This window comes from Shewanella chilikensis, from assembly GCF_037953065.1.
In the GTDB taxonomy this organism is placed as follows: domain Bacteria; phylum Pseudomonadota; class Gammaproteobacteria; order Enterobacterales; family Shewanellaceae; genus Shewanella; species Shewanella chilikensis.
Window position 1 is genome coordinate 2,124,602 of record NZ_CP149966.1, and the last position, 22,106, is coordinate 2,146,707.

Below are 22,106 nucleotides of genomic sequence, written 5' to 3' on the forward strand. Positions count from 1 at the left end.
GATTTATTGTTTGGAGCAAAGGATACCTCAAGTTTGCCGACTTAGGATCCGGGTGCGAAATCGCATGATGTTTATTTAAACTCGCTCATTCAAACGTACTTCAAAGGTACTTATGTGAAGCTTTCCGGATAGGGGGCAACGCGCCTGACATAAGTCTCGACCAGTTCCGGCAAACGCCTAAGCAAACTTTGCTTGAGTGCTAAGTCACTGTGGTCGAGTATTTGCCGCAGACGATCGCTATCAAACTTTTCGAGAAACCCTTTGGCCTTTGGCAGGAAACTCAAGTGCCAGCGCTCCGGGCTGACGCCACTGAGGCCTGGCTGAAAAGGGCGATAGAAGCCAAAATCCAGGGCGCGCTCGTCCAGCCACAGGTTCAACTTATAGCAAGGGCCCTGGGGTTCATACTCGGCATTAACCAATTTGAGTTCATGCTTGCTGATTTGGCCGCTGTCGAATAGATCCATGTCGGTCCCCCAGTGGTGGCGAGAGGCGCCAGGCAGCGCCGACCAAAGCAAAATAAGCGCCACTAACTCATCATCACTGAGCGCGCCGACGTCACCTACCGGGAGTGAGTTTTTATCCAGTAGAGGGCGCTTCCCTGAGGCTTTGGCATTCCAAATCGCGAGTTGACGCTCAAAGCTGCGATAACCCGAACAGATGGCCAGGGCGATGCCATCTTGCTCGGCGGCGGCCTGCATCTTGAGAAAGGCCTTTGCCGTCTCGGCTTCCAGCCAAACTTCAGCGCCTGAGCCGCTTTCACTGCCGCTTAGATTAACCAGTGTCCTTCGCGGCGCTTCTTCGGTCTCCAGCCCATAGAGAAAATCGCTCTTTGCCATCACTTACTCCAACAAGAGTTTTTCCAGGATACGCTGATAACACTGGGCCAACAGCTCGAGATCCGCGACTTTCACGCACTCATTAACCTTGTGAATAGTGGCATTCACCGGACCCAGCTCTATTACCTGAGCACCGGTAGGCGCAATAAAGCGCCCATCTGAAGTGCCGCCCGAGGTTTGCGGGTCGGTCTCTGAGCCTGTTACCTCTTTAATCGCTTGGCGGGTCGCTTCAAGCAGCGGGCCATCGCCGGTCAAAAATGGCAGGCCGTTGAAGATCCAGCCAAGCTCATAATTCAGTCCATGGGCATCGAGGATATTCTCGACCCGCTTAATCAGCTCTTCGGCGGTGACTTCGGTGGAGTAACGGAAGTTGAACATTACCTTGAGCTCACCCGGGATCACGTTGGATGCCCCTGTGCCGCCGTTGATATTGGCTATCTGAAAACTGGTCGGCGGGAAAAACTCATTGCCTTTGTCCCACTGCATGGCGGCAAGTTCGGCCAACGCCGGCGCAGCCTTGTGCACTGGGTTATCCGCCAGGTGAGGGTAGGCCACATGTCCTTGAATACCCTTGACGACGAGATTGCCGGTGAGGCTGCCGCGGCGACCATTTTTGACTACATCGCCTAGTTTGAGAGTACTGGATGGCTCACCGACCAAGGCCCAGGTGATCTTTTCATTGCGCTCTTCCAGGGTGTCTATCACCCGGGTAGTGCCGTTGATAAAGGGGCCTTCTTCATCGCTTGTGATCAGAAAAGCGATAGAGCCTTGATGGTTCGGATGGGCGGTCACAAAACGCTCGGTGGCCACCACCATGGCCGCCAACGAGCCTTTCATATCCGCGGCGCCGCGGCCGTGAAGATAGTCGTCGATAACCACTGGCTCGAAGGGCGGAGTATGCCAATTGGTCAAGTCCCCCGGCGGTACCACATCTGTATGGCCGGCAAAACAAAATACCGGTCCTTCAGTACCGCGGCGAGACCAGAGATTGGTGGTATCTTCAAATACCATGGACTCGTTGGCAAAGCCCAGTTTGGCAAGGCGCTCGGCCATCAATGCCTGACAGCCTTCATCCAGAGGGGTAACAGATGCCCTGGAGATTAACTCCTTGGCAAGTTCAAGCACCTGCTGACTCATAGGCCGAACCACGCTTGGTAGTCGGCTTCTTTAAAACCGGTCATCACATCTTGGCCCCGGGTCAATACAGGGCGTTTGATAAGGGTTGGATTGGCCAGCATCAGGGATATCGCCTTGGCACTATCAATATCCTGCTTATCGGCGTCATCCAGCGCACGGAAACTGGTGGAGCGTTTGTTCAGCACCGCCTCCCAGCCGATGCGCTCGACCCAGGCCTTGAGAGTGTCTTGTGATAGTTCCTGCTCACGAAAATCCACAAAAGTCACTTGCTGGCCCTTGGCCTCCAACCATTTTCGTGCCTTCTTAACCGTGTCGCACTTTTGGGGAGAAATACCGTACATTATTGTTTGAGAGATCTGTTCGACTTCCATGCTGTTTTAATTGTTTGTTTGTGTTGGGGTAAACATACCACAGGAGAAAATGATGAGCACCACCAAGGCTTATTCTTATCTTAGGTTTAGTACAACAAGACAAGTACGGGGTGATAGTGCAAGACGTCAGCTTGAGTTGGCTCGTGATTATGCCAAGAGAAAGGGATTGGAACTGCAAGAGCTTGCTTTAGCAGATATGGGGGTAAGTGCATTTAAAGGTGCCAATAGAGACGCTGCACTAGGGGTCTTTCTCCGCTTGGTTCAGGACGGCAAAATCCCTAAAGGGGCATATCTGTTAGTAGAGTCTCATGACAGATTAAGCCGACAGAATGTGGAAGATGCACTCATGCAATTCATGGAGATTATACGAGCTGGCATTGTTGTCGTGACTTTAACCGATGAAGTTGAATATCGGCAAGGGCAACTGGATATGTCAAAGCTGATGCTCAGTTTGGTTTATATGAGTCGTGCCAATGAAGAGTCTGAGATGAAAAGCCGAAGGGCTAAAGCTGTATGGGAACAAAGTAGAAAGGCTGCAGCAGAAAGCGGAATTCAAAGGGTACAGTAGTGATAGTAAAACATTGGGAGTTAATAGTAAGGGGCAACCCCAAGGGTCAGAAAAGAAGAACCTACAACGAGCTCAGTTGATGAGAACAAAAAAGGCCAAGATAGGACAAGATTCGAATAGGATTGGTGGGGCTTATACTGCGGGTGAGGTCGATTTGTGGGGTCGGATAGAAGCCGTTGAAGGTAAGAAGATGCACCTTGCTGTATTTACCAATACTGAAACCGGACAAGCTCGTGCTTTTTGGCAAGATAGTGATGGTAATTTGGTTGGGAATCCTGTAGTAGACGAGTTTATCCCTCAATTTGAAGAAGCTAAGAGCTTGATTGGTAAAGCATTGAAAGGAAACTAAACAGAATGGTAAGTGATAGTAAGAAGCCCCCACTGTTGGCACCTAAGGATATAGTAGAACAAACCAACGACTTTCTTAACTCAATCGCTGAAGCCAAACAGCGAAAAGAAAGTGGTTTCTACGAAGCGGAAGGAATAACCTCTGACACTATCTATAATGGTTGGTCTACTAGATATGCGGCACTTGGCATGGCTTACGCCTTACAAGGAGCATATTCCGATTCTAAAAGCGCCTTCAAAACAGCAGCGGAACTGCAGTTTCTAACATTAAGAATGGCTTACGATCCAAGTTATGCAGAATACTTAGGGGATGAAGCCAGGGTTGGTAGGCAAGCTGCAGATGCTATGGATTGTTTTAGTTATGCAATGGCAGCAGGGATAATGGACGTTGCCCAATCCGTTTGTGCCATGTTTCCTTCTTCTGTTGATAGAAGACCCGCTTATCTAGCTAAACCCAATACTATCGATGAGTTTGTTTTTGCCCTCGACGCTTTTTTTAAAGGGGAATTGAGCAAAGCAGCTCATATTTGTGAGAACCGGATAGAGAAGTTCCTGGCCAAGCCCAGTAAGAAGGTCACCTTCAACAGCAATTACTACACCTTGCATTTGGCACTATGGGGAATATGTACGGGGGACCAGCAGTCCTTTGATGAAGGAATTCGAAAGCAACTGACTATTTGTCATCATGAAGCTCGTTACGGTGAGTGGAAGGGAATGGTTCCGGGCCATTACGCTGAATTTGCTGTTGCACTCACTAATCTTGCTATCCACGCGGGCCTTAAGCAGCAAGTGTTTGACCCCTTCATTCCTCAGGGGCTGGTCTGGAGGAATTAGCTTATTGATAGTTTCAAAGGTTGAGGGAGGGTAATCCTCCCCTTTTTAATCCCATAGATTCTATCTGTCATGACGAGTCCGTTTCTCTGTATTGCTTATAGTTCGTAATTGTCAGCGAGTATAACAAAGGCTAAACCGATGAAAAGGGCTATTTTGATGGGGGAATTTACAGTAACCGGCTCTCTGGGTTATCCAACTTCGACAGGCCCAGGTATGCCTTCAGTCAGATGCCTTGAACGCCAATTGTTGTGCAAGCCACTCTTTACATCAAGAGAGTGCCACGATGACTTAGTCGCACCTTCCTTAGTTTTGTTCATTTTGAGCATGCGCTTAATGGATAAAATTTCGTCAAAGGTTTTTATGGAAATTAATTTCGCAATCTTATATTAACCTTGATTTAACACTAGGCTGTCCTGTACGTCAGCAACCTTATTGAATGCGGACGCAGAATAGGAATTAGCCAATGAATAATACGGTTATTTTTATCAATGCCCTGAGTTGTCGGGGGGCAACCGGGACGATAACTAAGTCAGAATCCCATGCTCTTTCTTGTAAAGCGCAAACAGATATTTTGCCAATTAGCTTTGTTGGTGGATTAGGGGCCGTTACCCCGGTCGCCAGCTTACTCAGTTTAGCCATTCGACAGCTAAAACGTGATATAGAACGCAGGTTTCTCTTTTTAACGAGTTGGCGAGCGGAGCCTGGTTGCACACAAAGACATTTTAAACATTTTCCCGCCATCTATCAGGTGTTTGACTGTAATTCTTCTGAGCAGTTCAGATTGCAGAGCGCGTATCTATTCAAGGGATTTAGTTGCGATAAATGGCAAGGCTATAGGCAAAAGTCTCGTAAGTTCCCTGGCGGTGGTTGTTTATCTGAATATCGAATCACGAATGATTGCTTTCTTGTATGGGGGCAGAAAAATGTGTCAAAGGCACAACGACATAAAACCAAGGTGAGAACATTTTTCGTTCGGAAAACCTTATCAAGTCGATTAAGCAGTCCCGTTCAACATCCCTCAGATGGAATTAAAGATTACGCCCGGGAAATGGCGTTCATGGTTTCCCCTTGTGTCGGGTGCGACGCACCTGTGCCGAATCCAGGTTAAAGGAGAAGGACAATGATCAAGATAACTTATCGGTTGATCGCCTTAGTGGCATACGCCCTGATGCTTTGTAGTGTTCAAAGTCGCGCAGAAACGCACTTTCTTATTCCTGGAGGGCCAGGCGGGGGCTGGGATACGACAGCAAGAGCTGTAGGCGAAGCCATGGTGAAGTCAGGACTGGATGACAACACCTCATTCCAGAATATTTCTGGTGGTGGAGGTGGCCGCGCTATTGCTTATTTGATTGAGTCGGGAACGAAAAAAGGCGATATGTTGATGGTTAATTCTACGCCGATAGTGCTGCGAGCACTTTCGGGGCAGTTGCCTTACAGCTATCGCGATTTGACACCAGTTGCCAGCGTTATTGCCGACTACGGGGCGTTTGCAGTGCGTGCAGATTCTCCCTATCAAAGCTGGCACGATGTTATTGAAGCCTTACGCGGAGATCCAAAAACGATCAAAGTCGCCGGTGGCTCAGCCCGCGGGTCTATGGACCATTTAGTTGCCGCACAGGCAGTTCAAGCGGCAGGTATCGATGGCAGACTGCTCAGGTATATTCCTTATGATGCTGGTGGAAAAGCCAAGGCGGGCTTGTTGTCCGGCGAAGTAAATCTCTTATCGACGGGGTTAAGCGAAGCACTCGATATGATGCGTGCGGGACAGGTAAGGATCTTGGCGATCACTGCTGATGAACCTTTGGTGGAATATCCACAGCTCCCCACTATGAAAACACTGGGTTATGACATGGAATTTGTGAATTGGCGTGGCTTTTTTGCTGCTCCAGATGTCTCACAGGCAAAAGTGCAGGAATACAGTGACAGGTTTCAACGTTTAATGGCAACACCTGAATGGGAGAGCGTACGTCAACGTAATGGCTGGCGCACGTTATTTACCAGCCAGGATGCGTTTGTTGATGTACTTGAAGCACAAGAACAGCAGCTTCGTGATGCAATGGAAGCGTTGGGCTTTATCCATCGTTAAAGGAGAGATGACTATGATGAATCGAGAGCTCATAGGGTCAACATTATTTTTGCTGCTATTTGTTTGTTATGGCATTTACGCTTGGCAGATCCCATTGATGCCATTTGAAGAGTACGAAAGTGTTAATTCAGCAAGCTTACCAAAGTTGTACACGGTATTAGGGATGGTGATTTGTTTACTGGCAATGATAGCTGAAATAGTGAAAGCGCCAGTGAATAAAAAACGGGAAATTAAAACTACCATAAGCTGGAAAAGTATCCGTCAAACATTGTTGTTAATAGTACTTATGTTGCTTTATAGCGGACTTTTAGAACCGCTGGGTTTTGTATTGGCAACAACAGTTTTTTTACTTGTCGGTTTTTGGTTAATGGGTGAAAGACGTAAAAAAATACTACTGTTGGCATCAATCCCTGTAGTGATTATTTTTTGGATCATCATGACCCAGTTATTAGGTGTTTATCTTGCCCCTGGTGAATTTTGGAGTTAAATCATGCTAGATGGAATCTTAACAGGCTTATCAACCGCCTTTGCTTGGCAAAACTTGATGTACGTGATCATAGGTTGTTTTGTGGGGACCTTCATTGGCATGTTACCCGGTTTAGGCCCCATGACTGCGATCGCGCTGATGATCCCTATTACCTACAGCATAGGCGCTGACTCCGGCATGATTTTGATGGCTGGTGTTTATTATGGCGCTATATTTGGAGGCTCAACGTCATCTATTTTAATCAATGCGCCCGGGGTGGCCGGTACAGTGGCCTCGTCCTTTGATGGTTATCCTATGGCAAAGCAAGGACATGCAGGCAAAGCTTTGGCGATTGCGGCTTATGCGTCTTTCACTGGTGGAACCATTGGCGCGTTAATGTTGATGGTCGCCGCCCCCTTATTGGCAGAAGTGAGTTTAAGTTTTCATTCTGCGGATTATATGATGTTGATGTTCCTGGGGTTAACAGCGATTGCAGCCTTTTCTAATAAGGGTCAATTTTTAAAAGCCATGATGATGACAGTCTTTGGATTAATGTTAGCCACTATAGGTATAGATCCATCTTCAGGCACTGAACGTTTTACCTTTGGCCAAGCAGATTTGCTTGATGGTGTGAGCTTTCTATTAGTTGCCATGGCGACTTTCGCATTATCGGAAGCTTTGATTAATGTCATTCGCCCGGAACAAAAAAATCCCGGGGAACTGGACATGGGCACACCTAAAATCGGTTCAACCAAGCTGAGTAAAGCGGAAGTAAAGGAGCTTGCGCCTACTGTAGGGCGTTCATCCTTATTGGGTTTTCTAATCGGTGTATTACCGGGGGCTGGCGCAACTATTGCAAGTTTTATGGCGTACGCCTGTGAGCGTAATTTAGCCCCGAAAGCATTACAGGAACGCTTTGGACAAGGTTCAATGCGAGGTTTGGCTGCACCGGAATCTGCAAATAATGCAGCTTGTACCGGCTCCTTTGTCCCTCTATTGACACTTGGGATACCTGGTTCAGGAACCACAGCGATTATGCTTGGTGCGCTAATAGCTTATGGTATTCAGCCTGGTCCTACACTAATGCAAGAAAACCCTGCGGTGTTTTGGTCTGTTATTATCAGTATGTATTTTGGTAATATTGTTTTACTTATTTTGAACTTACCCTTGATTCCTTATTTTGCTAAAGCATTAACCTTACCGCGGGCAGTGTTAACGGTAATGATTTTATTTTTTAGCTTAATTGGAGTTTATTTAGTGACGTTCAACACCTTCGATTTATTTATGATGGTGGGTGTCGCTGCTATAGCTCTTATTCTACGGTTGTTGAGTTTTCCTATGGCGCCTTTATTACTCGGGTTTATTTTAGGGGATATGATTGAGCGAAATTATCGACGTGCCGTGATGATTTCTGATGGTTCAATAAGCTTTTTATGGGAACGACCTCTTACATTAGCTATAGGTGTTGTTGCGATATTAGTATTGCTTATTCCATTAAAAAGTTTCTTGAGTAACTATCTTCGTCAGGATGCCAAGTTATAGGGTGGATATCATGCGAAATTCAGAACAAGCGGCAATCTCTGCGTCCGCATTCAAAGTGATTCGCCGTCCAAAAAAATTGGAAACCCGATTAATTATTTTGGTTGTTGGCGTCTGTGTGTTTCAAGCATTGTTCTTTTTTGCATTGGTTTATAATGTGATCACGCAAAACTTTCATCAAGAAGTGGGGGGAAAGGCGTTAGCATTGGCTCTGTCAATAGCGTCTCGGCCGGATGTGATTATGGCTTTAAAAGCTGACAAGGAAGCGAATGAACACCCTGAGCTCAATGCTAAAATGGAACAATTGCGTCAGCAAGTAAATGCTGATTTTATTGTCATTGGCAATACTGAAGAAATTCGTTTGGTGCATCCTGAACCAACGCGAATAGGTCAACGTATGGTTGGGGAAGACTCAGAAGCTGGATTACGTGGCGAGTATTATGTTTCTGAGGCCATTGGGAGTTTAGGTGAATCTATTCGTGGCAAGGTACCGGTTTATGATGATAGTGGTGAGATCTTAGGTTTGGTATCTGTAGGTTTTTTGGCCGGCTCAGTTGAATTATTGATTTTAGAGCGTAGTAGTATATTGTTCTGGGGCTGCATTTCGTTATTGTTACTCAGTATTTTTGCTGCCGTATTTATTGGTCGATGGGTGCGAAACGCCATTTTTGGGTTGCAACCAGATGAAATAGCAAGGCTATTTGCTGAGCAGGAAGCCATCTTGAATACAGTGCGTTCCGGCATTATTGCACTCGATCCAAAGGGGAATGTTCGGAAAATAAATCAACGGGCTTGTGAAATCCTGGAACAACCGTTGCGTATCCAGCATCAAAGTCTTCATTTAACTGATTTATTGCCGGAACATGCAGAGTTTTTATTGCGAAATCCAAGTCGCCGTATTCTAGGTTTCGAGTTGTTTGCTGCCGATAAACGTTTGGTTTTATCACGTTTTTTACTTCAAGCCCACGGCTACAATGATGGTGTGCTATTGAGTATGCGACCTGCTGATGAGTTAGAGTATTTATCGCAACAATTGGCCAAGGTACAGGCATTTGCTGAGTTATTGCGGGTACAAACTCATGATTATTCAAATAAGTTAAACACTATTGGTGCTTTAATCCAAATGGGAGAGTTGGATAAGGCGATTGAGCTTATTGGTCAAGAGAGCCAAGGTTCACAGGCTCAGATTGAAAGTTTATTGACCCATATTCAAGAACCTGTTATCGCTGGATTATTACTAGGGAAGTACCACAAAGCCCGGGAGGTGAATGTCAGTGTGGAACTGAATAATGATAGCTTGTTATGCAGTATTGAACGCAAGGAACTCCTGGAACGCATGGTGTCTATTTTGGGCAATCTTATTGATAATGCGATTGAAGCGGTGCAACAGGTACAACACCTGCGGCTGCCTCGTGTGTTAGTTACCATTGATGAAACGGCGCAAAATATTATATTCGATGTTGAGGACAGCGGTATAGGACTAGGTGCTGATAAAGCTGCCATTTTTACACCGCAATACAGTTCAAAAACGGGTGCACAACATGGGGTAGGGTTGTATTTGGTGAAAACGCATTTGGAATCTTGTGGTGGTACATTGGAATTGGGAGAATCTGATTTAGGCGGTGCAAGGATTACCGTTTACATTCCGAAAAAACATGTTAAAGGAACTTCTCATGGCGTATTCAGTAATCATTGTTGAAGATGAAGTTGCCGTCTCACAATTGTTGGCTCAGTATTTACTGTTTCCTCAAACGCAAGACACCGTACGCCAGGGACAGTATCAAGTTGTGGGTTGTGCCGGTAGCATAAAAGTTGCGACCGGTTTGTTAAAAGCATTACAACCTGATCTGCTTTTATTGGATATTTATCTGCCGGATGGTTCTGGACTTGAGTTGTTACAACAGGTTCGTAAGCAAGGACTCAAAAGTGATGTGATGTTGATTACAGCAGCCAAGGAAGTCACCATTTTAGAACAAGCCATGCAATTGGGAGTATGTGATTTTCTTGTTAAACCTTTAATGTTAAAGCGTTTAGATCAAGCACTTGCTCGCTTTGAAGCTCGTCAACACTGTCTTTCGGTAGCGGAAGAAGTAACCCAATCCATCGCTGACACTCTATTTGGGGGGGATAATAAGCAATCGAGTAATCAAGTACCGGTTCGTCTACCCAAAGGTGTGGATGCCTTGACTCTAGATAAAATTCGTTCCGTGTTTATTGAACATCCGAAACAAAGTTATACCGCACAACAAATGGGGGCTCTTGTCGGCATGAGTCGTTCAACTGCACGGCGTTATTTGGAATATATGCTGGCGATTGATGAGTTGATTGTTGATCAAAATTACGGGGCTATCGGCCGTCCGGAACGAAGTTATCGCTTTATCGGCTTTAACAAAAGCTGATGCGATATTGGTAAGTGAGAGAATTATCTGTTCCAGGAACCGCGATTTTTTAATGAACCGCAACCAGAAGGTAGGGGACGTTGACCGGCACTCAAATGCACTATGTCAAATAATGCATTTGAGTATTATTGGGGTTTAGTTCAGACCTGAACCGTGAATATCACATCTTTGCCGGCGTTGACGCTACCCTGGCGCTTTTCCAGATACTTAACATCTTCCATATTAGCCAGCACAACAGGAGTGAGCAGACTGTTGACCTGGTCTTTGAGAAAGTCGAGGTCAAACTCCAGTATAGGTTCGCCGGCTTTAACATCCTGACCTTCCTGGGCCAGGCGTTTGAAGCCTTTTCCTCTAAGTTCTATAGTACCAACGCCGAAGTGAACAAACAGCTCCAACCCTTGGGGCGACTCTATGCTGAAGGCATGGTTAGTTTCAAAAATTTTGCCTATAGTGCCGTCAATCGGCGCCAGCATAAATTTACCTTTGGGTTCTATCGCAATGCCATCACCGACAATCTTTTCGGCGAAGACCACATCCGGGACTTTTTCAATGGCAACAATATCGCCACTGATAGGGGCATAAACTTTAATACCGCCTTCTATGTTGGGCTGCCCCGATACCATGCGGCGGATCCGGCTTAAAAATCCCATGGGTTGTTTTGTCCTTTTTGTTTTTGGTTTCTGGTTAAACAGTCCCTCGACAACGTTCAGGTTGGGGAAGGGGATTTTTGCTTAGCATACTGAATTAATAGCTTTAATGACAGAGGGAGATCAAGGATGTCAATTCGGACAATCGAGTGCAGACGAGTGCTTTTTTGGCCTGCTTTGCAAATTGACTGAAGTTACCCTCACACAGCGCCGCTTTGATTTCCAGCACAGATCCCAGGTTGACTGACAACTCGTCCAGCCCCATGCCCATCAGTATTGGCGCAATACGCGGATCGCCTGCCAGCTCTCCACACAAAGAGACCCTGATGCCGGCGGCTTTGGCGTCTGCTATTGTCATGGCAATCAGCCTGAGGATCGCCGGAGAAAATGAGGGATAATCCCGGGTCAATTCAGGGTTGGTTCTGTCGGCCGCCATGGCATACTGAGTCAAGTCATTGGTACCTATGCTGATAAAGTCCAGCTTAGGCAGTAGTGTTGGCAGGTTCATAACCGCGGCCGGGGTTTCCACCACTATGCCAAGGCTGATGTCGCCATAGCCTTTCTCGGCCTCGCTGAGCTGCTGTTTACAGTGCTCCAGCATATCCAGTACGGCGTCCAACTCTTCAACCTGATTAACCATGGGCAGCATCAACCGAACCGGACCATGATTGGCGGCGCGCAATACGGCCCGTAGTTGTGTCTGCAGAATTTCAGGATGTTTAAGGGTGTAGCGCACGCCGCGCATGCCAAGCGCAGGATTGTCTTCTATTGCCTGATCCAGGCAAGGCAGTTCCTTGTCAGCACCTATATCCAGTGTACGTATGGTGAAGGGCTGGCCGTTGAGCAGCTGCAGAGCATCGCAATAGAGGTTGTACTGAGCCTTTTCATCTGGAATACAACTGGCATCCATCAGCATGAATTCGGTACGAAAAAGGCCTATGCCTTCTGCGCCGACCAGGGGCAAACGGGAGATCTCATTGAGGTTACCCACGTTGGCCATTAGGCTTATGCGTTTTCCGTCCTGGGTCTGGGTCTGCCTGTCCCGGTATTGCTCCAGTGCGCTGCGTCTTGCCTGCTCGCGCTCAAATCTCTGCTTAAGCTCTGTGACTTCAGTTTGCTCCGGGCGAACAAATAAAGCACCTTGGTTGGCATCCAGAATGAGCTGATCGCCGGCATTGATATTGCCTGTTTGATAGTTGCAGGAAAGCAGGGCGGGGATGCCGGCGGCACGGGCCAAGATAGCCGTGTGGCTGGTGAGGCCACCGGTCTTCAGTATGATGCCTTTGATATGTTCAAGGGGCAGCAGGGCAAATTCCGCCGGTGTCAGATCCTGAGCCAACAAGATGGAGTCATGTTTGAGTTTATCCAGGCCATCGGCATCGGCGCCGTTGATACTACTGATAAGTCGTCTGCCGAGGCAACGTACGTCCTGGGCCCGGTTTGCAAGATAAGGGTCTTCCAGTGCTTCAAGTTCACTGGCCTGGTGGGCAAAGACCCGCTCTACCGCTGCTGTGGCTGAAAACTGCAGCCCACTGATGGACTCGCGAATTTGTTGAATAAGTTCAGTATCTTCCAGTAGTAGCAGATCGGCTTCCACCAATTGGAAGTTGTCTGAATCTTCGGTCAGTTTATCCAGGCTGGTTTGTAACTGCTGGCACAAGCGCTGCAGTGCCTGGGTGAGCTTATTCAGCTCTTGAGGGATTTTGGCAAGTGGCAGCAGGCGGTAATCCATGCTGTTGTCAAAGGGGTTGTAGACTACCGCTTCTCCGAAGGCGATACCCGATGAGACTGCAATTCCGGCGAGGCGCATCTGTGTTCCTCTCAACTTAAGGTGATCAACAGTTCCGACACCCGTTCAACGGCTTCGCGAGCCTGTTCACCTTCGGCAAATACTCTGACAGACACGCCTTGATAGAGCCCCAGTGTCTGCAACTTGAACAGACTCTTGGCACTGGCTTGTTTGCCCTGGCACTCAACCATCACATCACAATCGTACTGTTTCGCCTCTTTTACCAGCAGTGCGGCAGGGCGGGTATGGATCCCGTGTTTGGCGGTAATAGTGACGGTTTTTTCGTACATAGACTTCTTTGACTCATGTAATTAACTGAATAATATCCGGTAACGGCTGACGTTTTGCAATACTCCGGCGACCAAGCCGTCAATTGCCATATTCAATAACCTGATATTGCTGCTTTCTGAGGGCGCGAATGGCGGTATCCAACTTATCTTTCTTCAGCAGTATATAGTCGGTATCGAAGGTTGAAACTGTAAAAATACTCACATGGGCATCGGCGAGAGTTGCCGAGACTCTGGCCATGATACCCGTCATGGAAAAGCCAAGTGGCCCTAAAAGTTCAAGACAACGCCAGTCTTCTTCCTGCTCCAGGCTATCGAGCTCCAGTTTACAATCGACGACTACCGAAAGCTCCTCACGGGTTTTGGCAATAAAAAACAGCGGCTGGCTGAGTACTTCGGCCGGAACCTGGGTATCTGAGCTGAAACTGTGGATAGTGAATAGCTGCGGATAGACCGCCAATGTCATGCGCAAAGCCAATACCTCTATTTTCGCCCGGGGCCACCAATGGGCGCCGCTGCGGTATCGCCTGCCGGGTACGGCAAACTCCGGGAAGGTGCGAACAAGTCCCATGTGTGCTCTGCGTCGGCTTACAGGCCTGGATGCAAGGCGTGGTTCGCCGCAAATGGCCCTAGTCCTTTGCAAGAAGCACAACACAGCAGGCAGGTCTGTAAGCCACGCCCTTCGGGGTTTTCACAGCAACCGGCTCTCTGCGTTATCCGACTTCGACATGCCTTCAGTCAGATGCCTTGAACGCCAATTGCTGTGCAAACCAGAGTGCCACGAGGACTCATTCGCACCTTCCTTAGCTTATCACAATAAGAAAGGGGCAGAATACGTTCTGCCCCTCGAGATGTTAGATCTTGAATTGCCCCAGAGTGCGGCGCATGTTCTGGCTGATCTGCTCAAGCGACATTGCTGCGCTTTGGTTGCTGGCATTGGCTTGCACTGAAACTTGAGTCAGCTCGGAAATGGTGCTGACATTGCGATTGATCTCTTCGGTCACCAAAGATTGCTCTTCGGTAGCGCTGGCGAGTTGGGTATTCATATCGCTTATCTGTGCTACCAGGGAGAGGATTTGATCCATGGCAGAGCCTGCCGCTTCGGCCTGTTTTTGCAGCTCGGAGGATTGGCTCTGTGTTTGGCTGTTACTCTCCATAACGGCGCTGACACCGGATTGAATTTCACTGATCAGCTTGTGAATTTCGTTGGTGGAGTCCTGAGTGCGGTTGGCAAGGGCGCGCACTTCATCGGCCACTACAGCAAAGCCGCGGCCGTGAGTGCCGGCGCGGGCGGCTTCGATGGCGGCGTTGAGTGCCAAAAGGTTGGTTTGTTCGGCAATGGTGCGGATCACATCGAGAATGCCGCCAATTCTGCCTGAAGCCTGACCCAGGGTTTCGGTAAGGTTTTCTGCGGCTTGCAGTTCGCGCACCAGCTCCTGGCAGTTTGCCAGTGTCGCATCCATGGTCTCTTTACCGCTGAGGGCTTGTTGTTTGACGCTGGAAGCGGCATCGGCAGCCTGCTGGGTATTGTTGGCCATCTCCTGGGTGGTTGCCAGCATCTGATTCACGGCGGTGGCCACGCTGGCGGTTTCCCTGTGGATGTTATCGGCGCTGTGGTTGGACTCTTTGACTGCGACTGTCAGGTGCTCGGCGTCCTCGCCAAGTGATGCACCAAGTGGCTGCAATTCGCTGACGGTTCTACCTATCTTCTCTACAAAACTGTTAAAGGCACGGGCTAGTGCTGCTACTTCATCACGGCCTTGACCTTCGAGCCTTTTGCTGAGATCGCCTTCACCTTGGGCAATATCCTCCATTGCGGCGATGGCGGTCTTAAGCGGCGCGGTAATGGATTGATTGAGCACCAGAAAGAAGATGAAAATCGGCGCTGAAATCAACATCATAATGATCAGATAATCGATTGAGACTGACTTCATTGTGGCGTTGACATCGCTGATATATGTACCGGTCAGCAGGGTCCAGCCCCAATCTTTGTCATATCTGGATTCGGTGAGCTTTTCTTCGCTATTACCACTGGCTGGGTTGCGGATCTCATAGCTGAGTTTGCCTGTGCCATTGGCCTTGGCTTGTTGTTGTAGCTGGGCCAGCGGATTGCTGCCATCCTTGATATGATAATCGGCAATGGCTTGGCCCACCAGCGACGGCTCAGCGCCGTGGGCGATGATTTTTCCCTGATCTGAGAGCAGAATAAAGTAACCTTCACGGCCATATCGCATCTGGCCCACCAAGGCTGCTGACTCTTGTTGGGCTTTCTCAAGAGTTAGTGTTCCAGCACGAACTTGATCACGGTGTGCTGCAACTACAGACAGGGCAGTGTTCAGCTGGGCATCATTTTGCAGCCATTTTTGAGTTATCAGGTTATCGTACTGTTCTTTAATGGAGAAACTGGCGAAACACAGGGTGCCTATTGCGGCCAGAACCAACATAAGGATAAGGCGCTGAAGAATGGTGAGCTTCCTGAGTAGTGCCATTTCGTACTCCTTTGTTATCTATTTTTAGTTAGTTGGCAGCGACTATAACGCGATGGAAAAACCAAGTGAAACCTTTTTACCTGGCTTGACTTGCTTTGTTGATCAGGCTCATTGTTCAGCTTATATCAAGCCTAAAAAGAGCTCCTTGCTTAGCTGCTCTCAATGCTGCACAGAGGATATCGGCTCAAATATCAAAAGCTTAAGCCGTGCTCAGCCACTTAGGTTAACGTTCGAAGTCTAATTAATTGTTTTTATTTTGATTTTTTTGGCTGAAGGGCTCAATATTAACCTTATTTTTATTATTGGCCTCTTTTCATGAATACACCTCAAGTCATTAGTTCAGACGATATTTTACTGAAGCTTTGTCACTCTGTGACCCATGTCTTATCAGCCACTACAGCAAGTACTTTGTCCCATGCTGGAGTTGTACAGCGTATTACCCGTACTCGGCTTAAGCCGGATCTCGGTTGTTTCTCTATCTTTGATGGCGGCTTTTCCGGTCTGGTGGTGATTAATTTTTCCGCTGCGGCTGCATTGGAAATTTATCGTCGCTATATGCTGCATATGGGCATGCCTGAGGAAGAACTAGCTTTCTCCCATACCTCAGATGAGGTGGGTGATGTAATGGGTGAACTGATGAATCAGATGTTGGGGGATTTTATCGGCAAGGTATCCAAGGAGCTGCAAACATCTATTAGCCAAAGCCAGCCAAAGATGCTGACTATAAACAAGGAACTGACCATATCCATTGATGCCAACTTGGACGAGCCCATCGCTCGTAGAGTGTCCTTCAAAACAGAAAACAATCATATATTTTATCTTGAATTTGCCATGGACAAGACAGAGTTTATTCGTCTGGCAGAGTTTGAAACCGATGAAGAATTTGACCCTGATCTGCTTCTGGCTCGTCATGGCAGTCAACAGTCACAGACTAAAGTTTCTGAATCACCTTGGGTGAAAGCGGCAAATATCGATGATGACACTGATGATCTGTTCAAAGAGTTGGGAATTTGACCTCCTGAGATGACTGTTATTTTGTTCATTTCAGGTTGCCGGGGAATCAATTCCAAATAGCTTCCCTGGCCTCTATTAAGAGCTTTTTACTATCGAATGTTAGGTGGATTTTTCTATCTTGAATCGGGAGGACAGGTAGGGAATGTAATCTTCAATGTCATGTTTGCTATTGTGAAGGGCACTGGAGTCTGAAGGAATTAGAAATTGGTTGCGGGAGCCGGATTTGAACCGACGACCTTCGGGTTATGAGCCCGACGAGCTACCATGCTGCTCCATCCCGCGTCCGAATTGTGCTAATCAGTTTGAATTCATAATCAAGGAATTAGAAATTGGTTGCGGGAGCCGGATTTGAACCGACGACCTTCGGGTTATGAGCCCGACGAGCTACCATGCTGCTCCATCCCGCGTCCGAATTGTGCTAATCAGTTTGAATTCATAATCAAGGAATTAGAAATTGGTTGCGGGAGCCGGATTTGAACCGACGACCTTCGGGTTATGAGCCCGACGAGCTACCATGCTGCTCCATCCCGCGTCCGAATTGTGCTAATCAGTTTGAATTCATAATTAAGGAATTAGAAATTGGTTGCGGGAGCCGGATTTGAACCGACGACCTTCGGGTTATGAGCCCGACGAGCTACCATGCTGCTCCATCCCGCGTCCGAATTGTACTAATCAGTTTGAATTCATAATTAAGGAATTGCTTGCGGCACTGGATACAAACCGACAACCTTCGAGGTCTCTTAAGTAACTGAACCCGACTAGCTATCATGCTGCTCCATCCGGTGTCCGTCAAAGCGGGGTGGACTATAGCGACCAAGAAGCGGCAATGCAAGGACAAATCATCAAAATGCCATTGAGTGTTCAAATTTGATTCATCTGTGCGTGAAGATTAACCCCATTGATTACAACTCAAACAATTTCGCTATAGTAGATAGAAAAGCGGTACTGAAAACGGAAGTTTTTATCTTTTACCGGGAACAGTGGTTATAATGCGCCATTCATTTTTGCTTTGCTATCTGGTTAGTTCATGTTGAATTTTTTTGCGGCGGCCCCCAAGGGGTTTGAATATGCTTTGGCGCAGGAACTGCGCGAGTTCGGTGCGCTTGAGGTTAAGGAAAGTTTGGCCGGGGTCTATTTCTCCTGTCCACTGGAGCAGGCATACCGCATTACCCTTTGGACCAGACTGGCAAGCCGTATTCTACTTATATTGCATCGCGGTCCCTGTGATTCCGCCGAACAGCTCTATAATGCGGCCTTCTGTATCGATTGGCCGAGCCACTTTGATAACCGTTGTACCTTTAGTATCGACTTTCACGGTATGGGCGGGTTTATCAAGAACACCCAGTTCGGCGCCCTCAAGATTAAAGATGCTGTAGTGGATCGCTTCCGCGAAGATGATCTCAACCGCCCCAATGTGCAACGTGTCGATGCCGACTTCAAAATCGATGCCCATTATCGTAACGGTCAGGTAACCATAGCGCTGAACTTCTCCGGCCCGGCGCTGCATCAACGTGGCTATCGCAGCGGTACAGGTGAGGCGCCATTAAAAGAGAACCTTGCCGCCAACATGTTGGCCCGGGCCCAATGGGATAAACAAACGCCTTTGCTGGATCCATTTTGTGGCAGCGGCACAGTGTTGATTGAGGCGGCTATGATTGCTGCCGATATGGCCCCGGGGCTGCAACGCAGTCGCTTTGGTTTTGAGCACTGGCATCGCCATGACGCCAAACTTTGGCAAAACATAGTAGAGGAAGCCAAGGCGCGCGCCACCATAGGCAAGAACCGTTGTGAAGTGAAGTTCTTCGGCTCGGACATAGACTCGCGCATGGTGGCGCTGGCCAAACGTAATGCCAAGAGCGCCGGTGTCAGTGAACTGATTGAGTTCAGTGTTGCCAATGCTCTCAATATTACGCCACCGCTGGACAAAGGCTTACTGATCTCCAACCCGCCTTATGGCGAGCGTTTGGGCAATGTCTCCTCCTTGTTGCAGCTTTACTATCAGTTTGGCGACAAGCTCAAGCGTGAGTTCGGTGGCTGGCAAGTGGCCTTGCTATGCAGTGATATCGAATTGATCTCATCGCTTAAGCTCAAGGCCGACAAGCAGATGAAGATGTTCAACGGGGCACTGGAGTGCGCCTTTAACCTCTATACCCTGCATGCCAATTCCACCCGCAGGGCAGCTGTAGCAGCCGAGCAGTCAGGGGCTGAGGTCAGTGACATCGCCAGTGCCTTTGCCAACCGGGTGAAAAAGAATCTGAAACAGCTCGATAAGTGGGCCCGTAAAGAGGGGATCGACAGTTATCGCCTCTATGATGCAGATATTCCTGAATATAATGTCGCTATCGACAAGTATCTGGAATATGTGGTGATCCAAGAGTATGCAGCGCCTGCCAGCATACCTGAAGCCGTCAGTAAGCGACGTTTGACTGATGTGCTCCTGTCTTTGCCCGGCGCCATAGGTGTTGAGCCGGACAAGATCATCCTCAAGACCCGCGAGCGGCAGAAAGGCACAAATCAGTATCAACGGCTCGACAAAGAAAAGCTGGAGCTGGTGACTCAGGAGTATGGTGCCCGTTTCAAACTTAACCTAACCGACTATCTGGATACCGGCTTATTTCTCGATCACAGGCTTATTCGCAAACTGGTAGGCAGTAAAGCCAATGGCCGTGACGTACTCAACCTATTCGCTTATACGGGAACCGCATCGGTGCACGCCGGGCTTGGCGGTGCCAAGTCGGTCACGACTGTGGATATGTCCAATACCTATCTTAACTGGGCCAAGGATAACTTTGTGCTCAATGGTTTGATTGGCAAACAGTATCGTTTCGAGCAGGGCGACTGCCTGCAATGGATCCGCGATTGTGACCGCAAGTTCGATCTTATCTTTATCGATCCACCAACCTTCTCCAACTCCAAACGGATGGAAGACTCGTTCGATGTGCAGCGCGATCACGTCAAGTTGTTGTCTGATCTATTCAAACTGCTCAATCCGGGCGGAGAGATAATCTTTTCCAACAACAAACGTAAGTTCAAAATGGATAGCGAGGCCATGGCGGCTCAGGGCATGTCAGTCACCAATATGGATGCCCAGATGCTGCCAATGGATTACAAGCGCAATCCGCATATTCATAATACTTGGTTGATCACTCATGCCTGAGACGCCATTGACCCTATACCACACAGATGGTTGCCATCTGTGTGAGTTGGCCATGACCTTGCTTGATGGCCTTAATATTCGTTATCGCACTCAGGATATTTGCGAGCAAGAAACGCTTGCCGAGCGCTATGGCGTGCTTATTCCTGTGCTGGCCAACAGCTTGGGTGAGGAACTCTGTTGGCCCTTCGATGAACAGCAAGTAAAACGCTTTACAGGAGCATAATGTGAGTCTGGTTCGTATCAATAATGGCTCGCTTGCCTATGGTTATACCCCTCTGCTGCAGCAGGCAGATTTCAGTATTGAAGCTGGCGAGCGGGTCTGTATTGTCGGCCGTAATGGCGCCGGCAAGTCCAGCCTATTGAAGGTCTTGGCAGGAGAAGTCCTGCTCGATGATGGTGAGTTCAATATCGCCACCGATGTGAAAGTCAGTCGCCTGCAACAGGACCCTCCCAAAGCGGAACAGGGCACTGTCTATTCTTATATTGCCGCCGGTTTGGCCGATGTGGGCCAACTGCTCGAAGAATACCATCAACTGTCGCAGTCTATGGCCAAGGCCCAGGGTGAAGCGCTCGAGAAAATGCTGAAAAACCTCGAGCGGTTGCAATCCAAGTTGGATCACTTCGATGGTTGGCAGCTCGACAACCGTATTCAGCAAAACTGTCGGCTGCTGGGGTTGGACCCGGATAAACCTCTGTCTGAACTCTCCGGCGGCTGGCAACGTAAAGTTGCCCTGGCCAGAGCCTTGGTGAGTGAGCCGGATTTGTTACTGCTCGATGAGCCAACCAACCACCTGGATATCGACACCATAGAATGGTTGGAACAGTTTCTGTTGGGATATAAGGGCGCCATCGCCTTTATCAGTCACGACCGTGGCTTTATTCAGAAGATAGCTACCCGCATAGTCGATCTGGACCGCGGAGTGGTTACCTCCTGGCCAGGTGATTACCAGAGTTATCTCGATGGTAAGCAGGAGTGGCTCAGGGTTGAGGCCGAGCAAAATGCGCACTTTGACAAGAAACTCGCCGAGGAAGAGGTGTGGATCCGTCAGGGGATTAAGGCTCGCCGTACCCGTAATGAAGGCCGGGTCAGGGCTCTCAAGGCCTTGAGAATGGAGCGCCGGGCCCGCCTGGAGCGCCAGGGCAATGCCAGAATGCAGGTGTCTGAAGCCGATCGCAGCGGCAAGTTGGTGTTTGAGGTGCAGGATCTCAATTACAACCTGGCAGATAAGGACCTGGTGCGGGACTTTTCCACCAATGTGATGCGTGGCGATCGCATCGCGCTGATTGGCCCCAACGGTTGCGGTAAATCCACGCTTATCAAGTTGTTGATCGGTCAGTTGGCGCCGCAAAGTGGTGAAATCAAGACAGGCACCAAGCTGGAAGTCGCCTACTTTGACCAATACCGTGAAGCCTTGGATCCGGAAAAGACGGTGGAAGAAAATGTCGGTGAGGGTAAGAGCACTGTTACTGTCAACGGTAAAGACAGGCATATCCTCAGTTATCTGCAGGACTTTTTGTTTTCGCCTATGCGTGCACGCATACCGGTAAAGGCGCTCAGTGGTGGAGAGAAGAACCGTTTGCTGCTGGCCAGGTTGTTGCTTAGGCCGGCCAACCTTATCATTCTCGATGAACCGACAAATGATCTTGATATAGAGACACTGGAATTGCTAGAGTCTCTGCTCACTGAATATGAAGGCACTTTGCTGCTTGTCAGTCATGACCGGGCCTTTATTGATAATACAGTCACCAGTTCCTGGTGGTTCAGCGGCAATGGTCGTTGGAGTGAATATGTCGGCGGCTATCAGGATGCGGTTGCCCAAGGGGCACATTTCTATCGCGATGCTGAGGAACCTGAGGCGGTTAAGCCTGTCAAACAGGAGGTTGCGCCGCAAAAAACTGCAGAACCCAAGACAGCCAAAAAGCTTTCCTATAAGCTTCAGCGTGAGTTGGATGCTTTACCTGCCTTGATGGAAACACTGGAGCAGGAGCTGGAACAGCTGCAGGAGCGCGTCAATCAGCCGGACTTTTATTCGCAGGAACAAGCGATTGTGAGCAGCGAATTGCAACAGTTGGCAGAGAAAGAACAGCAACTGGAGGCTTACTTCGAGCGTTGGGAAGAACTCGAGTCAATGAAGTGAG

General features: G+C 48.5%; 21 protein-coding genes and 4 tRNA genes. 13 read left to right on the forward strand and 12 right to left on the reverse strand.

All coding sequences use genetic code 11. The features are described 5' to 3' along the window. Positions 1–110: 110 nt before the first annotated feature. The 3 genes from WKR14_RS09745 to WKR14_RS09755 are packed head-to-tail and all read right to left on the reverse strand — an operon-like array spanning position 111 to position 2,344. Positions 111–836 carry a M15 family metallopeptidase gene (locus tag WKR14_RS09745; protein ID WP_101054327.1) on the reverse strand — a complete coding sequence of 242 codons (726 nt, stop codon included), beginning with the start codon at positions 834–836 and terminating at the stop codon, positions 111–113. A gap of 3 nt (positions 837–839) precedes the next feature. Continuing rightward, entirely contained in the window at positions 840–1,973 is a 1,134-nt protein-coding gene (dapE, locus tag WKR14_RS09750; RefSeq protein WP_101054324.1) for a succinyl-diaminopimelate desuccinylase, read from the reverse strand. Further along, complete coding sequence (locus WKR14_RS09755; protein WP_286998374.1) at positions 1,970–2,344, reverse strand: arsenate reductase; 375 nt, start codon at positions 2,342–2,344, stop codon at positions 1,970–1,972. The genes dapE and WKR14_RS09755 overlap by 4 nt, the downstream gene beginning before the upstream one ends. Before the next feature lie 49 nt (positions 2,345–2,393). On the opposite strand from WKR14_RS09755, the gene WKR14_RS09760 reads away from it, so the two are divergent. The 9 genes from WKR14_RS09760 to WKR14_RS09800 all read left to right on the forward strand — a co-directional run bounded on the left by WKR14_RS09760 (position 2,394) and on the right by WKR14_RS09800 (position 10,584). Then, complete coding sequence (locus WKR14_RS09760; protein ID WP_339087681.1) at positions 2,394–2,912, forward strand: recombinase family protein; 519 nt, start codon at positions 2,394–2,396, stop codon at positions 2,910–2,912. A gap of 76 nt (positions 2,913–2,988) precedes the next feature. After that, entirely contained in the window at positions 2,989–3,261 is a 273-nt protein-coding gene (locus WKR14_RS09765; protein WP_286998378.1) for a hypothetical protein, read from the forward strand. 5 nt (positions 3,262–3,266) lie between these two features. Continuing rightward, a complete protein-coding gene (locus tag WKR14_RS09770; RefSeq protein WP_226565789.1) occupies positions 3,267–4,094 on the forward strand; it encodes an immunity 49 family protein in 828 nt (275 codons plus the stop codon). 463 nt (positions 4,095–4,557) lie between these two features. Continuing rightward, complete coding sequence (locus WKR14_RS09775) at positions 4,558–5,202, forward strand: hypothetical protein (protein ID WP_339087682.1); 645 nt, start codon at positions 4,558–4,560, stop codon at positions 5,200–5,202. Positions 5,203–5,262: 60 nt separating this feature from the next. Then, positions 5,263–6,180, forward strand: a complete 918-nt coding sequence (locus tag WKR14_RS09780) for a tripartite tricarboxylate transporter substrate binding protein (protein WP_224866342.1) — start codon at positions 5,263–5,265, stop codon at positions 6,178–6,180. A gap of 13 nt (positions 6,181–6,193) precedes the next feature. After that, positions 6,194–6,667, forward strand: coding sequence for a tripartite tricarboxylate transporter TctB family protein (locus WKR14_RS09785; RefSeq protein ID WP_101054314.1), 474 nt, complete (start codon positions 6,194–6,196; stop codon positions 6,665–6,667). Between the two features lie 3 nt (positions 6,668–6,670). After that, positions 6,671–8,188, forward strand: a complete 1,518-nt coding sequence (locus WKR14_RS09790; RefSeq protein WP_101054312.1) for a tripartite tricarboxylate transporter permease — start codon at positions 6,671–6,673, stop codon at positions 8,186–8,188. Between the two features lie 10 nt (positions 8,189–8,198). Continuing rightward, on the forward strand, positions 8,199–9,884 hold the full coding sequence (locus WKR14_RS09795; protein WP_224866326.1) for an ATP-binding protein: 1,686 nt from the start codon (positions 8,199–8,201) through the stop codon (positions 9,882–9,884). Next, the gene (locus WKR14_RS09800) at positions 9,859–10,584 is read left to right on the forward strand and encodes a response regulator (RefSeq protein WP_101054309.1); all 726 of its coding nucleotides are present in this window, start codon (positions 9,859–9,861) and stop codon (positions 10,582–10,584) included. Before WKR14_RS09795 ends, WKR14_RS09800 begins: the two co-directional genes overlap by 26 nt. A 140-nt stretch (positions 10,585–10,724) precedes the next feature. On the opposite strand, the gene crr is transcribed toward WKR14_RS09800, so the two are convergent. The 5 genes from crr to WKR14_RS09825 form a co-directional block, all read right to left on the reverse strand. Then, on the reverse strand, positions 10,725–11,234 hold the full coding sequence (crr, locus tag WKR14_RS09805) for a PTS glucose transporter subunit IIA (RefSeq protein ID WP_101054306.1): 510 nt from the start codon (positions 11,232–11,234) through the stop codon (positions 10,725–10,727). A 103-nt stretch (positions 11,235–11,337) separates the two neighbouring features. After that, positions 11,338–13,041: a phosphoenolpyruvate--protein phosphotransferase gene (gene ptsP / locus WKR14_RS09810; RefSeq protein WP_101054303.1), complete on the reverse strand. Its 1,704-nt coding sequence runs from the start codon at positions 13,039–13,041 to the stop codon at positions 11,338–11,340. Between the two features lie 11 nt (positions 13,042–13,052). Further along, positions 13,053–13,310 carry an HPr family phosphocarrier protein gene (locus tag WKR14_RS09815; protein ID WP_028779985.1) on the reverse strand — a complete coding sequence of 86 codons (258 nt, stop codon included), beginning with the start codon at positions 13,308–13,310 and terminating at the stop codon, positions 13,053–13,055. A gap of 79 nt (positions 13,311–13,389) precedes the next feature. Next, a complete protein-coding gene (locus WKR14_RS09820) occupies positions 13,390–13,779 on the reverse strand; it encodes an ACT domain-containing protein (RefSeq protein ID WP_025010258.1) in 390 nt (129 codons plus the stop codon). 382 nt (positions 13,780–14,161) lie between these two features. After that, positions 14,162–15,796 carry a methyl-accepting chemotaxis protein gene (locus WKR14_RS09825; RefSeq protein ID WP_101055787.1) on the reverse strand — a complete coding sequence of 545 codons (1,635 nt, stop codon included), beginning with the start codon at positions 15,794–15,796 and terminating at the stop codon, positions 14,162–14,164. Positions 15,797–16,111: 315 nt separating this feature from the next. Here WKR14_RS09825 and WKR14_RS09830 point away from each other — a divergent pair, with 315 nt between their 5' ends. Further along, positions 16,112–16,810 (forward strand): DUF3334 family protein, encoded by a 699-nt coding sequence (locus tag WKR14_RS09830; protein ID WP_101055786.1) that lies wholly within the window; start codon positions 16,112–16,114, stop codon positions 16,808–16,810. A gap of 205 nt (positions 16,811–17,015) precedes the next feature. Here WKR14_RS09830 and WKR14_RS09835 read toward each other — a convergent pair. The 4 genes from WKR14_RS09835 to WKR14_RS09850 form a co-directional block, all read right to left on the reverse strand. Beyond that, positions 17,016–17,092, reverse strand: a tRNA-Met gene (locus tag WKR14_RS09835). A gap of 48 nt (positions 17,093–17,140) precedes the next feature. Beyond that, positions 17,141–17,217: transfer RNA gene (locus tag WKR14_RS09840), tRNA-Met, on the reverse strand. A 48-nt stretch (positions 17,218–17,265) separates the two neighbouring features. Further along, positions 17,266–17,342: transfer RNA gene (locus tag WKR14_RS09845), tRNA-Met, on the reverse strand. A 48-nt stretch (positions 17,343–17,390) separates the two neighbouring features. Beyond that, positions 17,391–17,467, reverse strand: a tRNA-Met gene (locus WKR14_RS09850). A gap of 370 nt (positions 17,468–17,837) precedes the next feature. Between WKR14_RS09850 and rlmKL the strand changes: the two genes are divergently transcribed. From rlmKL to WKR14_RS09865, 3 genes are read left to right on the forward strand one after another with little or no spacing between them, the layout of a single operon-like run. Continuing rightward, on the forward strand, positions 17,838–19,967 hold the full coding sequence (rlmKL, locus tag WKR14_RS09855; protein WP_101055785.1) for a bifunctional 23S rRNA (guanine(2069)-N(7))-methyltransferase RlmK/23S rRNA (guanine(2445)-N(2))-methyltransferase RlmL: 2,130 nt from the start codon (positions 17,838–17,840) through the stop codon (positions 19,965–19,967). Further along, positions 19,960–20,190, forward strand: coding sequence for a glutaredoxin family protein (locus tag WKR14_RS09860; RefSeq protein WP_045283761.1), 231 nt, complete (start codon positions 19,960–19,962; stop codon positions 20,188–20,190). The genes rlmKL and WKR14_RS09860 overlap by 8 nt, the downstream gene beginning before the upstream one ends. Before the next feature lies 1 nt (position 20,191). Next, the gene (locus tag WKR14_RS09865; RefSeq protein ID WP_339087683.1) at positions 20,192–22,105 is read left to right on the forward strand and encodes an ABC transporter ATP-binding protein; all 1,914 of its coding nucleotides are present in this window, start codon (positions 20,192–20,194) and stop codon (positions 22,103–22,105) included. Position 22,106 lies beyond the last annotated feature (1 nt).

Coding starts and splice junctions, on each gene's coding strand:
- WKR14_RS09825 (WP_101055787.1), bottom strand. CDS start 15,796: ATGGCACTACTCAGGAAGCTCACCATTCTTCAGCGCCTTATCCTTATG.
- WKR14_RS09775 (WP_339087682.1), top strand. CDS start 4,558: ATGAATAATACGGTTATTTTTATCAATGCCCTGAGTTGTCGGGGGGCA.
- WKR14_RS09790 (WP_101054312.1), top strand. CDS start 6,671: ATGCTAGATGGAATCTTAACAGGCTTATCAACCGCCTTTGCTTGGCAA.
- WKR14_RS09760 (WP_339087681.1), top strand. CDS start 2,394: ATGATGAGCACCACCAAGGCTTATTCTTATCTTAGGTTTAGTACAACA.
- WKR14_RS09785 (WP_101054314.1), top strand. CDS start 6,194: ATGATGAATCGAGAGCTCATAGGGTCAACATTATTTTTGCTGCTATTT.
- dapE (WP_101054324.1), bottom strand. CDS start 1,973: ATGAGTCAGCAGGTGCTTGAACTTGCCAAGGAGTTAATCTCCAGGGCA.
- WKR14_RS09755 (WP_286998374.1), bottom strand. CDS start 2,344: ATGGAAGTCGAACAGATCTCTCAAACAATAATGTACGGTATTTCTCCC.
- WKR14_RS09830 (WP_101055786.1), top strand. CDS start 16,112: ATGAATACACCTCAAGTCATTAGTTCAGACGATATTTTACTGAAGCTT.
- WKR14_RS09780 (WP_224866342.1), top strand. CDS start 5,263: ATGCTTTGTAGTGTTCAAAGTCGCGCAGAAACGCACTTTCTTATTCCT.
- WKR14_RS09795 (WP_224866326.1), top strand. CDS start 8,199: ATGCGAAATTCAGAACAAGCGGCAATCTCTGCGTCCGCATTCAAAGTG.
- rlmKL (WP_101055785.1), top strand. CDS start 17,838: ATGTTGAATTTTTTTGCGGCGGCCCCCAAGGGGTTTGAATATGCTTTG.
- WKR14_RS09745 (WP_101054327.1), bottom strand. CDS start 836: ATGGCAAAGAGCGATTTTCTCTATGGGCTGGAGACCGAAGAAGCGCCG.
- WKR14_RS09800 (WP_101054309.1), top strand. CDS start 9,859: ATGGCGTATTCAGTAATCATTGTTGAAGATGAAGTTGCCGTCTCACAA.
- ptsP (WP_101054303.1), bottom strand. CDS start 13,041: ATGCGCCTCGCCGGAATTGCAGTCTCATCGGGTATCGCCTTCGGAGAA.
- WKR14_RS09815 (WP_028779985.1), bottom strand. CDS start 13,310: ATGTACGAAAAAACCGTCACTATTACCGCCAAACACGGGATCCATACC.
- WKR14_RS09770 (WP_226565789.1), top strand. CDS start 3,267: ATGGTAAGTGATAGTAAGAAGCCCCCACTGTTGGCACCTAAGGATATA.
- crr (WP_101054306.1), bottom strand. CDS start 11,234: ATGGGATTTTTAAGCCGGATCCGCCGCATGGTATCGGGGCAGCCCAAC.
- WKR14_RS09860 (WP_045283761.1), top strand. CDS start 19,960: ATGCCTGAGACGCCATTGACCCTATACCACACAGATGGTTGCCATCTG.